Genomic DNA, 14,769 nt, shown 5'->3' with positions numbered 1-14,769 from the left:
CTGCAATATCCTATGATTATGTTACAGCATTTTTATGACGATTTTCTTGATAAAGTACCTCGTCAACTTCCACAGTTGCTAGATACAACAAGAATGGAAGAACCTAAATTCTATGATGACTTTGTGCTATTGACATTCGTAACCGATGAGCCATATGACCTGGAAGAGGTTATGGATATGTTTGAGGATGATATTGAACTTATCACATTGTATCATCATGTTCCAAGTCGAACCAGTCAGTTTGGACATAGCACCTGTGCATATTCCAATCCAGCCTTTGGTCAGATGTTCAAGATGAACGCACAGACATTGAGCGATGGCAAAGTGTACAATATCCATGTGACCATCTATGATTCGTTGGAGATGATGTATGGTGATTTGTGTCTGGACACAACGCTGCATTCAAAAGATGGAGAATTTAAGTATGTACGCAAGAAAGAGGACGTGATGATTGGATTCCTATGAGAATGAATATTTACCGTCAGTTGGTCTTTATAATTAACGATAGACGGACATGGGCAAAAGCCATAGAGAGTAACCTATTTCAACGGCACATGATATTCCATCAGCGTCAATGGACAGCCTATGTAGGTCGTACACTTGTAATAGAGGCTTTATACGAACATGAGCAATATGCCAAAGGTCGCATCTGGCATATACCCGAGCATGAACTTGACCGTGCATTGGCTATTCTACGGAAGAAAGATCCTCATATCAAAAACCGATTGAACAGAGGTGCACACTATCTATTGCCTAGAGATGTTGAGTCAATTATTGAGCTGGCCACTTACGGATATCTCAAATTGAACCTTAAGGCATACGTCAATACAAACCCATTTTATTAACCATTATGATTTGGATTATTTTACAACTTCTATTTCCGGCAATCTTATTTATTGTGCCGATTGCATTGTATGATAGCAAGCATCCTTGGATAGAGAAATTCCGTAGAATGATGCTCCGTCGAGAGACAATGAGAAAGCTTCATACACAAGTGTTGCTGATTATACTATTGGTGTTCCATTACATATATCTCAATGGACACGGTGCTCATCTTGGCATCTTGGTAACGACCGTTTTGTGTATCTTCTTGTTCTCTCACAACCGTACACATAAAATGTTGCTGGCATTCAGGGACAATAGGCAAATATTCTTCTTTGTCGGATTGTTTGCGTTGGCCACGTTATTCATGCCTGAATTGTACACTTTGTCGGTTTCAATCGCCTTTATTTTAATGGCATCCGCATTCTATCCTTCATCGTCTGAGCTTGCCGAATATGCTACTATGAAAGAATGCAGTCAGACTGGACAAAACGACTCAGTAACTACCGATTCCAATAATGATAATCATCACGCTAATTGTCACGATGAAGTGGATAGTGACAATGATACTGAATCCACGCAATTGTAAAACAAGTAAAGAGAAACAAAGATGAAAGAAAATCAAATTCCGCAGATTGCAGTATCGGCAAATGCTTCACTATTCCTCTACCTCAAAGAGAGAATCGGTGATAGGAAATCCAAGGTAGAAGCTTATTGCGACCTATTGGACAAAGCATCAAAAAGGTTTGTGTCACGCTTCTTGAGAAATAAGGATTACGAGATTGGGACCTACCAATGCCACGTTACCATAACTGACCTTGCAGCTGAATGGCACTGGCATAGGGCTACAGTTCGTTCGTATCTTGAGAGGATGGAGGCGTTCGGGTTGATCCAGAAGATAACATTGCCTAAAAGCATCGTCATCACAATTCCTGAATCAATGTCGTTGTCCGAGTTGAAAGAAGGATTTACCTCTCTTGAATCTTCGGAGAGCGAAGCTCAGATATTGGACAATGACTAACTTAACTTTTGTAACAGCTGGCATTGGCTTGCCATTGCATCTACTTCATCGGGCTTGCCCGGTGTACAACTGAGGGAAGAAGGGGGAGCCTAATACCCCGACTAACTTCCGTTGTCGGGAGAGGTGCCAAAACAAGCAGCAAGCTGTGGCAAGATTATTAACCAATATCAGGAACAATAGAATGGCAAAACAGGTAATAGATGTTCATGTCTCAAAAGGGATGACCGTTTCCCAAAGCAATGAACATAAGAGGAACCGAACCGAAAAGGGTAAAGAGTTTGCTTTGAGTCGTGGAAACTATGACCCATCAAGGGAACATCTGAACTTTGAGGTCGTAAAAGGCGAAATTAAGCCTGTAGACAAAACGAAGACCATTCCACAGCAGATTGCTTCAATCCTGAGAGAAAGAGGCATTACAGACCCTAATATGGGCTTAGAAGAGCCTAAGTATAGGACTGTAGTCAACTTTATCTTCGGTGGATCAAGGGAAAGGATGAGGGAATTGGCGTTCGGGAATCAACAAATAGACTTTGAGCAAGGTGCTGATAACTCTAATGCTCATCGAGAGAAAGACATTGAGGAATGGGCTAAGGATGTCTATAAATTCGTGGCCGACAGGTATGGAGAGAAGAATATTGCGGCATTCATCGTTCATCTAGACGAACTCAATCCGCATATACATTGCACTCTTTTACCCATTGAGAATGAACGGTTTGCTTATAAGAAAATCTTTGCAGGCAAGGATAAGTATGAGTTCAGTCAACGAATGAAGCAGCTTCATAATGACTTTGCAGAGGTTAATAGCAAATGGGGAATGGAACGTGGGTCAAGTATCTCCGAAACTGGTGCTCGCCATCGGACAACCGAAGAATACAGACGACATCTGACCGAACTATGCACTTCGATCGAGCAGGAAATAACCCAACATCAGAAGGCTCTTTCTGACTTGAATGTCGAGATAAGATTGGCAGAACGAAGAGTAAAAGGTTTGAGTACTATGGTTGATAACCTGAATCAGCAAAGACTGGAAAAGGAGAATGAACTATTGGCACTTCAGGAAGAGTTACTTGAGAAATATGGCAATGAAGACAGCATCAGAACGAAGATGGAGATGCTTAACCGGGAACTATCCTCTATCCAGTCCAAATTGGCAGACAAGCAAGACAAGTTGCTTCAGGCTGAAAGAACACTTTCATTGTTGAAGGATGACCTTGTGTCCATAGGAGAGCGTCGTGACGAATTGAAGTCCGAGGCTATGAAGTATTCTCGTAGTGTCCATTCCAATGCGGTCAATATTCTTAGAGATGTGATGCTTGAGAATGTGGTTAAGGAACATCGCACCATTTCGGCAAACTTTGGTGAAGACGATAAAAATCTCTTTGACAACAGTCTCATAAATGATTTGGCAGAACGAAGCTCTGGAGTGATGCATTGTGCCACATTGCTCTTCCTTAATCTGATTGACGATGCTACAACATTTGCCGAAAGCAATGGCGGTGGAGGAACGCAAAGCGACTTGAAATGGGGACGCAATGAGGATGAAGACGATAGAAACTGGGCCAGAAGATGTATGGCTATGGCATCCAAGATGATGAAGCCTAAATACGCAAACAAGCCCAAACGATAATGGCTAACGATAATAAAGTTTTAAAATCTATTAATCAAAAGAATCTCAAATATGAAAATGATATTAATGATGATGACAGCTCTATGCTGTACGGTTCAAGTCAAAGCTGATGACCAATCATATAATCTTGATACAATTCGAATGGAAGCAACTATTGATGCTACTGAAACGTATCAATACCTGAAGCCTACTTACCAAAAAGGAGTGGTTGTAACATCTCCTTGGAACGGCAACTGGTTTGTGAATATCTCTGGTGGTACGAATGCTTTTATGGGCACTCCATTAGGATGCGAAGATCTGTTTGGCAGAATGCAGCCATCAGTTGGTTTGGCTATAGGTAAATGGTTCACACCCTCTATCGGCTCAAGAATCAGTTACCAAGGTTTCAATTTTAAGAACTCACTCCTGGACAAACAGGAATACCATTCCGTTCATGCCGATTTGCTTTGGAATGTACTGGGGACATTGTACAGAGAAGACAACGAACTGCGTTGGAATTTATTTCCTTTTGTAGGTGTTGGTATGATTCATAACAAAACCAATAAGCATAATCCATTCGCCATTTCGTACGGTTTTCAAGCCGAATATAGTTTCTGTCAGAGGGTTGCATTGACAATGGAAGTGTCAAACGCTACGACATTCCAAAGTTTTGATGGTCAATTTAGGAAGAACACTTTGGGCGACCATATGCTCAACGCCTCTGTAGGTTTGTCATTCAAGATTGGCAAAATAGGATGGAAGAAGCCTGTAGATCATCTTCCGTATGTGCAGCAGAATGAATGGTTGACCGACTGGGCAAATTCGATGCGAGAACAGAATCAAGTTTTTTCAGATCGAATCGATATGCAACAAAAAACGCTTGAGCAATTAAAGACGATTTTAGAAATCGAGGGGCTGCTTGATAAGTATAAACACCTGTTTGATAATGAAAATATCATTCAGAATAAGTATCCAAGAAACAACTATAGCGGTTTGAACTCCCTAAGAGCCCGAATGAAAAACAGCAAATGGGATGGCAAGTCGCCACTTGTAAGTATATCATCAGAAACGGATAACACAAACACCAGTTCTACGGGTGCTATCCAAACAGATATAGCATCATTGGCCAATGATAGTCTTACACAGTCACTTGTAGAGGGACAGATTATTGGAGCACCTATATACTTCTTCTTTGAGATAAACTCTTCCCAGTTCAAAGAAGAATCGCAGAATCTCAATATTGAGGAGTTGGCCAGAGTAGCTATCAAGCATGGTTTACATATAACACTTATAGGAGCTGCTGACTCTAGTACAGGTACAGCAACCATCAATGAGTCTTTAAGTAAAGCCAGGGCAGATTATATCGCTAATAAGCTTATATCTAAAGGAGTGGACTCTGCAAGAATAGCCAAGGTGTTTGCCGGTGGTATAGAAGAATACTCGCCAAACGAGGCGAATCGTCATACTAAAGTTGTGTTGAGTTTGCGATAGCTACTTTTTTTGTCATAATTGTGATTTTAGGGAGTACCCATCTGTGAAGATTGGTACTCTCACTTTTTTATAGCTATACCATTTGATGACTTAGGCTTTCATTGTCGGCAGGGAATTTCTACGCAAAGTTACTGCGACAGTTCGAATGCCAAGTACCGCTTTGCTAATAGGCGTGGGATTTAACAACAACCTTCCACAAATCACAGATTTGGGTATTCCATTAAATCCTAGGCCATTTACTTGTCTTATCTACCTTGTTCGCTGTTCTGAACGCTTGAAATTCTCAACCCGACCATGAAGCCAAAAGGTTTTAAAATAAGGGAAAAGAAAAAATTAAAGTTTAAGCGATATGAAAGGAACAGAACACTTCAAGAAGACAATTAAGGCGTACTTGGACAACAGAGCCAGTACAGACTCTTTATTTGCGGTATCTTATGCAAAGGAGAACAAGAACCTCGATGACTGCATCACATTCATTCTGAACCAAGTCAAAGCAAGTGGCTGTTGTGGTATGACTGACGATGAAGTCTACTCTCTCGCAACGCACTACTATGATGAGGATAACATCGATGTTGGCTCTCCGATAAGTTGTGGTGTAGTTGTAAACCACCAGATAGAACTTACTGCTGAAGAAAAGGAGCAGGCACGACAGGAGGCTATCAAAGCATATCAAGCAGAACAGATGCGTATAATGCAGAACCGTAACAATAAGCCAAAGGTTACAAAACCACAGCCCAGTACTCCACAACCATCTTTATTTGATTTCTGATTATGAGACCCAAGACACGTTTCCAATATGAGGTTGTAGCAGCTAACGAAAAGTTGCTACAACTCACCGAAGCACCAATAGAATGGGCTTATCAAAAGACTATAAATCATTATGCTTATAGAACAGCAAGTGGTAAAACGACTTGTATGGATTGTGGTCATCAATGGAGTACTGAACAACATAGCAAATATGCTCGTTGCCCGAAATGTAATGCATATCTGAAAATCAAGGATACAAGGCTACGCACAATGACTGATAAAAGTTATTTCTCAATCGTATCTACTCAAGACGGATTGCAATTACAACGTATCTTTTTGATGGAGGTAAAGACTGTTAAAGGTTCTCCTGTGGAAAATATAAAGTCACTTGACCCACTATTATACTCTAAATTGACCCATCAAAAAAATATTAGAATTAAGTAGAGAAAAATGCATTTTAACCCGGGTCAGTTTCAATTATAATTCTTTATAGCAGATACTACTTCTTTTTAGCATTAATCTTTCTTACAGAATCTCCCGTTAGTTCAATTTTGTGTGCCGTATGTACAATTCTGTCCAGGATTGCATCAGCTAAAGTAGGATCTCCAATTGCATCATACCAGCTTTCAACTGGAAGTTGTGATGTTATTATGATTGATTTTATTCCGTGTCTGTCTTCTATTATTTCCATAAGTATTGACCTTTCCCTGGCATCCAGTCCTATAAGAAAGAGATCGTCTAAAATAAGCAGTGAACACTTTTCAATTTTTTTCATCTCAGATTCTATAGTTCCCTTGTTTTTGGCCATTTTAAGCTGTCCCATAAGCTTTGACGCATTGGAGTATAAAGTTCTGACTCCATTTTTGCATGCTTCATATCCTATTGCTGAAGCTATATAGCTTTTACCTGTTCCGGAGCTTCCTGTGATAAAAATATTCTGTCCGTCTCTTATAAAATCAAGAGAAGCAAGTCTCTCGAGCTGGTTCCGGTCAAGGTTCCGTTTTATTGTATAGTCTATTTTTTCCATATATGCCTTATATCTGAAGTTTGCAGATCTTATCAGTCGCTCAATGCTTACATTGCGTCTGTAATCATACTCGCTTTCAAGAAGCCATTTCAGGAACTCATCGTTTGTCATACCATCAGAGGATGTTGTCCTGCAGTCATTCCTGTATGTTTCAAGCATACCGTAAAAACGTAATTTGGAGAGTAACTCCATTATTCTGTCCATATTTTTTCCGACAGTTCTGTTTGTTTTATTATTACTTGTCATTTTTATCCATATTTTTAGAGTTAAAATAATCCTTACCTCTGAGATTTCTGTGTTTAGGGGTAAGTTCAGGAGCAAGCCCCTCCATTTGTATATGATACTTTTCATCTTCCCTGTTTACCAGAAGGCTTTCAAGTTCGTTGAACCCGAACATGCAGGATTCCATTGCTATCTGGCATGCAAGAACCACTCTGTCGTGTCCGAAACGTTCCACAAGACATAATATACCATCAGCTGAACGTATAGCCTGAACAGGATATTTTTTGGCAACAGCCACCAACTTTATATACTCTTCCACTACCGGGTCTATTTCACGTGCCTTGCGGTATATATCATCCATTCTGATTCTGTATTCATGTAGTACTCCGGGAAGTTTATGGGAAGGTTTTTCTGAATAAGTGAAAGGTGTATCATCCCTGCGATGTGTCGTTATGTGTCTGAATTTATGATATATCTCCACTGTGTCCCCATCATACAGTAATTCTACAGCATCGCCTATATACTCTTTAGGAACACTGTAATAGTGATTGTTAAGCGATACATAACTGTTTTTCATGACAGTTGCCGTTTTCCGGTTTTTTGATATAAATCTTGTTGCCGGCAATATATGTAGCCTGTCTTTCTCGACCTCGAGGAAACGCTCCCTACGGCTGTAGCTGCGGTTGTACATCTTTCGGCTGTTCAATGCGTCAGTATGTTTCATTATTTCTATGTTCAAGGCTTCAATATCATTGAATTTCAATCCTGTCATCTTTGAATATACCTCCCTGTAAAGCAGTCTTACAGCATTTTCAACCAAAGCCTTGTCTTTGGGTTTGCGCACTCTTGCCGGAAAGACAACACAACCATAATGGTCTGCAAATGCCGCAAAGTCATCATTTATTACAGGCTCTATTCCACCGGGCCTTGTTACGGCAGATTTGAGGTTGTCGGGAACTATGGCATTTGGTACACCTCCAAAATAATGGAAAGCATTTTCACATGCCTGGATAAGATATTCTTTCTTTTGCGATGGTACAGCCTCGTAATAAGTAATCTGACTGCATGGAAGTATCGCAGCAAAGACTTCTACGGGAACCTTATCACCCGTATTCCTGTCTGAAATATAAAGTTTGTCACCGGCAAAATCCACATACATCTGATCACCAGCTATATGATCTATGCGTCCAACCGGTATTTTTACCTCCCTTTCACGTCTGAGATACAGGCAGAATGAACAATAACTGTAACCTTGGGGACGGTTTCTCAGATACTCCTCATACAAGGACCTTCTTGTTGTTCCACGGGATTTAAGTCGTTTAATGTACTCAGGTATATGTTCTTGAAGATACTTATACTCTGCAGATCCTGTTGATTCGTTGTCAGTCTCCGTACCGAAAAGTTCATGCAGATGATGCTCGTCCATTTTCAACAGGCGTTCCAGCTCTATACCCATATCCTCGTATATTCGGATATACCGTTTACTGTATTACGTGAAATCAGAAGAGAAGAACTGATACTACGGATACTCATTCCTGACTGGTAGCACCGCAGTATGTGCTTGATTCTTATTTTCATTCTTTAAAATTTTTATTCGGTTAATGATACCGGGTTAAAATGCTTTTTAAAGTACAAAAACAAGACTGAAATGTGGTAATTCTATAGGGTCAATTTTTATTATAATCTAAGTGGGTCAGTTTCGGTTATAAAGGTGGGTCAGGTGATTTTTATAATAGTGGGTCAAGTGACTTTATATTTTCCACTCCTGCTCAAAAGAGTGTTATGGAGATTGCCCGATACTGGACAAATGAGCAAGGGAAAACTGCTGTGACTGCCTTGAAACGGACTATGGGTTTTTACAGAGACACTTTTGTTCGTGACGGCAATTTGGAACTTCGATACGATAATGAAGTGTATGCTTACTTATCTGACTCTTATGTATATCCACACTATGAGGTATTGCCAATACTTAAGAGAAACGGCTTGCGAGGTTCAATAGCGGATATGCCGTTTCAAGCTCTTATTCAAGGACTATTGAAAGACAGTAGGATAGAAACCTTGTTGAAGACTGGTCGGAAACGTGAATTGTCATATTTCCTCAATCATCAGAGAGAATTGGATGCTTGTTGGGCATCACTCAGAATTGTGCTTAGACATAATTACAAAATCGCTGATGTGTCTTTGTGGGTTGACTATATCAGACTACTGGACAAATGTGGTAAAGACTTGAATAATGCCTTTTACGTTTGCCCTACAGATTTGAGGTCTTCACACGACAGATTTTTGAAGATGGCTGAACGCATCCGAGAGCGTGAAGAAAAGGAGCGACAGCGACAGATAGCCATTCAGAATGAGGCTCGCTTCAAGGAACTCAAGGAGAAGTTCTTTGGGTTGTCATTCACAGACGGAACCATTATCGTGTCGGTATTGGAAAGTATTCAGGAATACTACAACGAGGGCAAAACGATGCATCATTGTGTAGGTCAGAGTGAATATTTCCTGAAGCCACACTCATTGGTCTTCTCTGCAAGAATTGATGGTCAACGAATAGAAACTGTTGAATTGAGCCTTAAGACTTTCCAAGTCATTCAATCAAGAGGTTTATGCAACAAGAATACGAAACATCACCAGCATATCATAAACTTAGTTCATAAGAATGTGCCACTGGTTAAGCAACGTATGCTTGCGTAAGGTATTAACTGCTCTCCAATAGGAGGGTAGTTAGTGCCTGGTTCCCTTTTATAAATGCTACATATCTATCTCTATTATAGTTAGTATGCTCCTTCCTTTATAAGAACATCATCATTTATGCTTGCGAACCGAAATACGGTTTTTCGGATAGCAAAGGTAGGTCATTGAGCATTATGTACGGCTCAAGCATGTTTATGAAGAAATCTTCCTCTCAAGGAGAGCGTATTTCATCATAAAAGCCTACAGAAAGCTCTTCAAATGACCTCTATCAGCATCCGTAAATCCCGATTCCGCTTCGATTGGAAGCAATAAAATAAGGGAAAAGAAAAAACTTAATATTCAAGCGTATGACGACAAGAGATTTTGTATTTCAAGGTGAGGTGTTTACCTGTAGGATTGTTAAGGACAATGAAGGTTACGACCTTATCATTGGTGGGCTGAAGTTTTTGGATGCTCTTCAACCGCAAGCCATGGATGACCCAATGGAGGGTTTCGTAAGCAAGAAAGCCCAAGAAATCTATGATGAGATTTTCTTTTTCATAGACGAGCAGACACTGGCTTTACCAGATGAGCAGCTGATAGAGGCACTTAAAGTAGATAACGAGGATTATTTCATTTAACAAAGACAGACTTATGGAAAGCAGATTATTGACAGCAGCAATGATTGAGGCACTGAAACAGTACCCTCTGTATTCTCAAGATGACAAGCGAGGTGATGCCGTATGTGTGGCAGTGTTGGGAATAGGCAATATCCGATGGTACATCATCGAGGGAGAACAACAAGGTGATGACTTCACATTCTTTGGTATTGTAACCGGTATGTACCAAACAGAGTATGGTTACTTCAGCCTTAGTGAGATGGAGAGCATAGAGGTTGACGGTAGTAGATATGGATTACCTGTAAAACTTCATATAGAGGCTATTGAGGATTTTAAGCCTTGTAAACTCAAGGAGATAAAGGATAAGGAGTTGCAGGATTTCTTGGCAAACTTTTAAGCTACAACTATGGGAATGAGTGTTAAACGACTACAGAAAATCATTGAACAGCAAGGGTGGAACGTCTCTATTGAGAATCTTGGAAAGAATGCTAAATGTGTTGAGCTTCAGCGTTTCACTCCTGCTGGTCAGGATTTTAATATCTCTGTTGAAATGTCAGGTAATGATGTCAAGTCATTTATTCATAATCTTTATGAATGCTATGATTCATACGACCCTGACTATGAAGCCTATCTTTGGATTGGTGAAGACGGACACGGAAAGAATGGAGCACCTTATCACATCAAGGATATTGTAGAGGATATGGAGGCGACAGAGAAATATATACTTGACTTGTACCTAACCTTGGAGGAGAAATATGGAAAATAAGATTATACGTACATTGTGTACCAACATCCGCAATGGACGTTTTGATTGGGAGAAATATTGCACTCCTCAAACCTATTATGGAACGATGATTTGTGTTACGCCACTCCATTGTTCATACGGCCAGATAGGTTATACGGTTCATTTTCCTTATACTACGCTACCTGAAGTTGCCTACGATTGGGAGCTGAAGGAACTGACAGTAGATGAGATGGACTGGCAGGAGTATCTGGAAGCATAAATTGATTAGCCACCAATAGCGAATACTACTGGTGGCTAATCTCATCTTCTCATGGAAGAACGTCTCTCGATATCTTCAGTTTCGTGCGTTTCATCAACCTCTTCCACATCCTTTTGTATACCTTCATTTGACAATTCTTCAACAATGTGCGAATCATTTCGCTGGCCAACATTGCTAGTCCTGCTTTCTTCCAGTTCCAAAGAGACTTTATCGACTACTTGGGTAAGCATGGAGGTTGCTTTCTTTACATCCAACAGAGTTGTCTTAATGAATTGTGGTGACTCTTTGAGCTGGGTTAGCCATGACTTCAGGTAAGCACAACTGTCTTCTTTTATATTCTTGGTCATTCCATATCGTTGTGATGTAAGAGCACTGCCCAATTCGGCCACCAATTCCTCTCTGGCATATTCAGAACTTCCAAAGCCATGTGAAGGACTGAACCGATCCAATTGGTCTTTAGCTCCAGTAGAGTGAATCATCTCGTGAAACAGTGTTCCGTAGAAAGCCTCACTGTTTTTAAACTGTCGCATCTCTGGTACCACAATCTCATTCTTGGATATGGAAAAATAGGCGTTATCCTGGTACTGTGGCTTGATGGGACAAATCCATAGATTATCTGCTATAATTTTGTCTACCGGCTCAAATTTGAACGAATCTTGATTCTCCCTTGCGGTGACTGTCTCTTCTTGTTCCAGCTTCTCCCATAGTTTAGGCCGTGCTTCCTGAAGGTTTGTCTGAGCCACATTGAACACTCTGAAGACTTGTAACTTGGGATATACGTTGTAGTGTGCTTTTTCTTCATCTGTCAGACGTTTGTAGTCGTCATACTTAATCTTCTCTTTGGTCTCTTTGTCGATGCATGTAAAGGTGGTAAGCATCACAGGAAATGATTGTTCGCCCTTGCGGACTGATACTCTGGGAAGTTCTTCGCCATCTTTACCGTCTGGCTTGTTGAATCGCTGAATACAGTCAAAAGTACAGAACCTGGGTATGGTATATCCATTCTTTTCACAGTGCATCATAAGCATAAGGGCATTCATTCCATTATACTCACGACCAGTCAGATTCTTAGGCCATCTTAGGGCACCTTGGGTGAACCAGGGCTTGTTCCAATCCTGCTGAAGACCTTCAATCTTTTCAATAATCATATCCGCGAACAGCTCAAGAGCCTTGTCTTCACTGCTTGGACCTGATGAGTTTTTATGATATCGAGCCATAACTATTCTTGATTAGATGTGTTGGCAACAGGTACATATGGGCTGACGCTCTTGATTCTTGAACTGATGGTAAGCTTCTCCTTGAAGAAAGACAGATCCAAAGTTCCTGCAATCTCCACCTTTGTTTCTGGTTTGATAGCGTCATCAAGAACTTGACTGAAATCAAAGAAACTGATCCAGATATACTCAAAGCCATCTGACACCTTTTCCGATGATACTCCTGAAAAGGTGCGATATTTATTCCCTTTTTTATCGGTTTTCTCCTCGATGGTCTTGCCCAATTTACCTCGGAACAGCATACTGCCCTTGATAGAATCGATGGCAGCTACATTCTCGAACTCAAATCCCTCTGCATAAAGATTGAGATATAGGTTCTCTCCACGCTTCTTGAAGAGCAATGTTCCAGATGCATTCAATCGTGTGCCGACACAGAATTTGGATACATCATTATTCTTCTCACAATCACAAAGAACGCTGACATCTAACACCTTACTTCCTGATGTTGTAGGAAGCACGATATTCATAGCGAAAGACATGAACGATTTACCGTCTTTATTGGTGCGAATGATGGCCTCTTTGTTGATAGTGCCACATACGCTAACTTCACATTTAATCATAATTATTGCTTTAGTGTTATACAATGACTATGACTAATACAGACTAATTTGTTGAACGTTGAGTTATAAATTCACCATCAGGTGCTCTAATCATTTGTATCATATCATCACGCTTTTAATACTATCGTTTAAGACTCTCTTCCTGACCCTGTCCCTGACTCATTCCTTGTTCGAAGTTCTGAGAGGCAAACTTGGTCAATATCACAGAATTTACTATTCCGGCTACACGCAGGCGTTTTGATTCATCTGTAAGCTCATTATTATTCAAAACCACAGAAAGGCGACTAAGCTCGTTGGAACTCAGCGTATGCGACACTGTCTTGTCGCCAGTAGTTGCTCTAATAAGCGTCTCTCCTTTATCGTTGATATCCAGTGTACAACTCTTGTAATTAGGTAGCAAAGAGGTCAAATCGATGCTTTTCTTGTCTACAGCATCGGAGATCTCATCAATCTTTTCCTCTTCGCTCTTCTTATCGATCTCTACGGCAAGCATCATCAATGAAGAGAAAGCCGTGACAGCAAAGTCAATAATAGGGTCATGACTGCCACCCAATCCAATGCCACTATCTTCGGATGAGAGTAGTTTCTTCATCCAGTCATCAGCGGTCATCGTATGGTCTATTTGTGTTCCATGTTCTGTTGTCTGGAACTTGGCCATCAAATCAGTTCCGTTATGTAGTGCTTGTATTTGGATATTTCCCTTTTGAGAAATCTCAGCCAAGTATGCAGCAGGGTCAACATTTCTCGAAGATCCATCCGCTTGAATCGTCTTCACCTCCAGGTGTAGATGAGGTCCAGTTGTTCGTGTACCTGTATTACCTGAAATACCCAACTGTTGACCTGCCTTGACAGTATCGCCAACTTTCACTGTTACGGAATCAAGATGAGCATAGGTAACTTGTACCTTTGTCTGGTCTTCTCGTTCATACTCAACGGTCACACTTTTACCAGCCTCTGTCTGTCCGTTGTGGTTAACCTTGACAATTTTGCCATTAGATTCAGTTGCCATAAGGATTTCCTTATCACACCTGATGTCCATACCGGAATGCATCTGCTTTTTCGATGGGTCAAGAGGGTCTTCACGAACTCTGAATGGGGATGTGACAAACAAGAAATCATCACGTTTAAGTGGTAAGGAATATTCTGTAACAAGAATCTTGTCATCTACTACAATCGGTTGGGGTTCTCTCATCTCAGCATTGGCTTGTCCTGTAGATTTCCCTTCAGACTGTAATTGTAGCATCACTTCCTTGTCATACTTGTCAAGTCCGTTACGTTCAATGATTTGCTGGAGTTTCTTGTCATAGTCTGAGCCACTGGCATATCCAGCCTTGGCTATTTCTTCAGTCCATCCCTTATAATCGTCAGGAGCTAAAGTGAAACACTGGGCGTAACGCTTATTGTCAACCAATACCTTACTATGGTGCTCAAAGGATTCACCCACATTGTCGTAGGCACAGAACTTCTCATTTGGCTTATCATCCGTGTATACTCCATATTTACCGCCCTGAGCAAGCCAGGCAGCACTGGCTTTAATGCCAAAATGGTTATTCTCCTTCCTCGCTAACTGACTCTGCCCATTGGCACTCTCCAATATTCCTTGAGCTAATGTCACGGATGCTGGAATGCCGTATTTGACCATCTGTTCCTTTGCGTACTGGGCGTACTGTTCCGCATATTCCTGATTTTTACTCTTTCCCATATC

At 40.8% G+C, this 14,769-nt stretch carries 18 protein-coding genes and 1 pseudogene; 13 read left to right on the top strand and 6 right to left on the bottom strand.

Annotated features, from left to right (window positions below; all coding sequences use genetic code 11):
• Positions 1-12: 12 nt before the first annotated feature.
• The 8 genes from ACYIAR_RS01740 to ACYIAR_RS01705 all read left to right on the top strand — a co-directional run bounded on the left by ACYIAR_RS01740 (position 13) and on the right by ACYIAR_RS01705 (position 6,131).
• Positions 13-465: a hypothetical protein gene (locus tag ACYIAR_RS01740; protein ID WP_072067258.1), complete on the top strand. Its 453-nt coding sequence runs from the start codon at positions 13-15 to the stop codon at positions 463-465.
• The gene (locus ACYIAR_RS01735) at positions 462-845 is read left to right on the top strand and encodes a hypothetical protein (RefSeq protein ID WP_074707926.1); all 384 of its coding nucleotides are present in this window, start codon (positions 462-464) and stop codon (positions 843-845) included. The genes ACYIAR_RS01740 and ACYIAR_RS01735 overlap by 4 nt, the downstream gene beginning before the upstream one ends.
• Before the next feature lie 5 nt (positions 846-850).
• Positions 851-1,411, top strand: a complete 561-nt coding sequence (locus tag ACYIAR_RS01730) for a hypothetical protein (RefSeq protein WP_480331726.1) — start codon at positions 851-853, stop codon at positions 1,409-1,411.
• A 21-nt stretch (positions 1,412-1,432) separates the two neighbouring features.
• The gene (locus ACYIAR_RS01725; protein WP_480331724.1) at positions 1,433-1,843 is read left to right on the top strand and encodes a hypothetical protein; all 411 of its coding nucleotides are present in this window, start codon (positions 1,433-1,435) and stop codon (positions 1,841-1,843) included.
• A gap of 181 nt (positions 1,844-2,024) precedes the next feature.
• A complete protein-coding gene (mobV, locus tag ACYIAR_RS01720) occupies positions 2,025-3,470 on the top strand; it encodes a MobV family relaxase (protein WP_480333518.1) in 1,446 nt (481 codons plus the stop codon).
• A gap of 51 nt (positions 3,471-3,521) precedes the next feature.
• Positions 3,522-4,940 carry an OmpA family protein gene (locus ACYIAR_RS01715; RefSeq protein ID WP_480331722.1) on the top strand — a complete coding sequence of 473 codons (1,419 nt, stop codon included), beginning with the start codon at positions 3,522-3,524 and terminating at the stop codon, positions 4,938-4,940.
• A gap of 349 nt (positions 4,941-5,289) precedes the next feature.
• The gene (locus ACYIAR_RS01710; protein WP_072067265.1) at positions 5,290-5,709 is read left to right on the top strand and encodes a PcfK-like family protein; all 420 of its coding nucleotides are present in this window, start codon (positions 5,290-5,292) and stop codon (positions 5,707-5,709) included.
• Between the two features lie 2 nt (positions 5,710-5,711).
• The gene (locus tag ACYIAR_RS01705) at positions 5,712-6,131 is read left to right on the top strand and encodes a hypothetical protein (RefSeq protein WP_480331720.1); all 420 of its coding nucleotides are present in this window, start codon (positions 5,712-5,714) and stop codon (positions 6,129-6,131) included.
• A gap of 55 nt (positions 6,132-6,186) precedes the next feature.
• On the opposite strand, the gene istB is transcribed toward ACYIAR_RS01705, so the two are convergent.
• The 3 genes from istB to ACYIAR_RS01690 are packed head-to-tail and all read right to left on the bottom strand — an operon-like array spanning position 6,187 to position 8,514.
• A complete protein-coding gene (istB, locus tag ACYIAR_RS01700) occupies positions 6,187-6,960 on the bottom strand; it encodes an IS21-like element helper ATPase IstB (RefSeq protein WP_480331376.1) in 774 nt (257 codons plus the stop codon).
• On the bottom strand, positions 6,950-8,392 hold the full coding sequence (gene istA / locus ACYIAR_RS01695; protein ID WP_480331702.1) for an IS21 family transposase: 1,443 nt from the start codon (positions 8,390-8,392) through the stop codon (positions 6,950-6,952). The genes istB and istA overlap by 11 nt, the downstream gene beginning before the upstream one ends.
• Positions 8,383-8,514 (bottom strand): hypothetical protein, encoded by a 132-nt coding sequence (locus ACYIAR_RS01690; protein WP_480331704.1) that lies wholly within the window; start codon positions 8,512-8,514, stop codon positions 8,383-8,385. Before ACYIAR_RS01690 ends, istA begins: the two co-directional genes overlap by 10 nt.
• A 204-nt stretch (positions 8,515-8,718) precedes the next feature.
• Here ACYIAR_RS01690 and ACYIAR_RS01685 point away from each other — a divergent pair, with 204 nt between their 5' ends.
• The 5 genes from ACYIAR_RS01685 to ACYIAR_RS01665 all read left to right on the top strand — a co-directional run bounded on the left by ACYIAR_RS01685 (position 8,719) and on the right by ACYIAR_RS01665 (position 11,230).
• The gene (locus ACYIAR_RS01685) at positions 8,719-9,627 is read left to right on the top strand and encodes a PcfJ domain-containing protein (RefSeq protein WP_480331718.1); all 909 of its coding nucleotides are present in this window, start codon (positions 8,719-8,721) and stop codon (positions 9,625-9,627) included.
• A 347-nt stretch (positions 9,628-9,974) separates the two neighbouring features.
• Positions 9,975-10,247, top strand: coding sequence for a hypothetical protein (locus ACYIAR_RS01680; protein ID WP_258899053.1), 273 nt, complete (start codon positions 9,975-9,977; stop codon positions 10,245-10,247).
• A 13-nt stretch (positions 10,248-10,260) separates the two neighbouring features.
• The gene (locus ACYIAR_RS01675; RefSeq protein ID WP_258899054.1) at positions 10,261-10,623 is read left to right on the top strand and encodes a DUF2958 domain-containing protein; all 363 of its coding nucleotides are present in this window, start codon (positions 10,261-10,263) and stop codon (positions 10,621-10,623) included.
• A gap of 15 nt (positions 10,624-10,638) precedes the next feature.
• Positions 10,639-10,992, top strand: a complete 354-nt coding sequence (locus ACYIAR_RS01670; protein WP_480331715.1) for a hypothetical protein — start codon at positions 10,639-10,641, stop codon at positions 10,990-10,992.
• Positions 10,982-11,230 (top strand): hypothetical protein, encoded by a 249-nt coding sequence (locus ACYIAR_RS01665; protein ID WP_074707953.1) that lies wholly within the window; start codon positions 10,982-10,984, stop codon positions 11,228-11,230. The genes ACYIAR_RS01670 and ACYIAR_RS01665 overlap by 11 nt, the downstream gene beginning before the upstream one ends.
• Positions 11,231-11,412: 182 nt before the next feature.
• Here ACYIAR_RS01665 and ACYIAR_RS01660 read toward each other — a convergent pair.
• The 3 genes and pseudogenes from ACYIAR_RS01660 to ACYIAR_RS01650 form a co-directional block, all read right to left on the bottom strand.
• Positions 11,413-12,447: pseudogene (locus tag ACYIAR_RS01660) on the bottom strand (zincin-like metallopeptidase domain-containing protein); the annotation flags it as partial.
• A gap of 2 nt (positions 12,448-12,449) precedes the next feature.
• Complete coding sequence (locus ACYIAR_RS01655) at positions 12,450-13,064, bottom strand: hypothetical protein (protein WP_258899055.1); 615 nt, start codon at positions 13,062-13,064, stop codon at positions 12,450-12,452.
• Between the two features lie 121 nt (positions 13,065-13,185).
• Positions 13,186-14,766 carry a glucosaminidase domain-containing protein gene (locus ACYIAR_RS01650; RefSeq protein WP_480331712.1) on the bottom strand — a complete coding sequence of 527 codons (1,581 nt, stop codon included), beginning with the start codon at positions 14,764-14,766 and terminating at the stop codon, positions 13,186-13,188.
• Positions 14,767-14,769: the final 3 nt, after the last annotated feature.

It is taken from the genome of Parabacteroides sp. KHUB-01, assembly GCF_056640935.1.
Note: the sequence above shows the minus strand (reverse complement) of the source record. Positions and strands in the feature narration are given on the sequence as shown.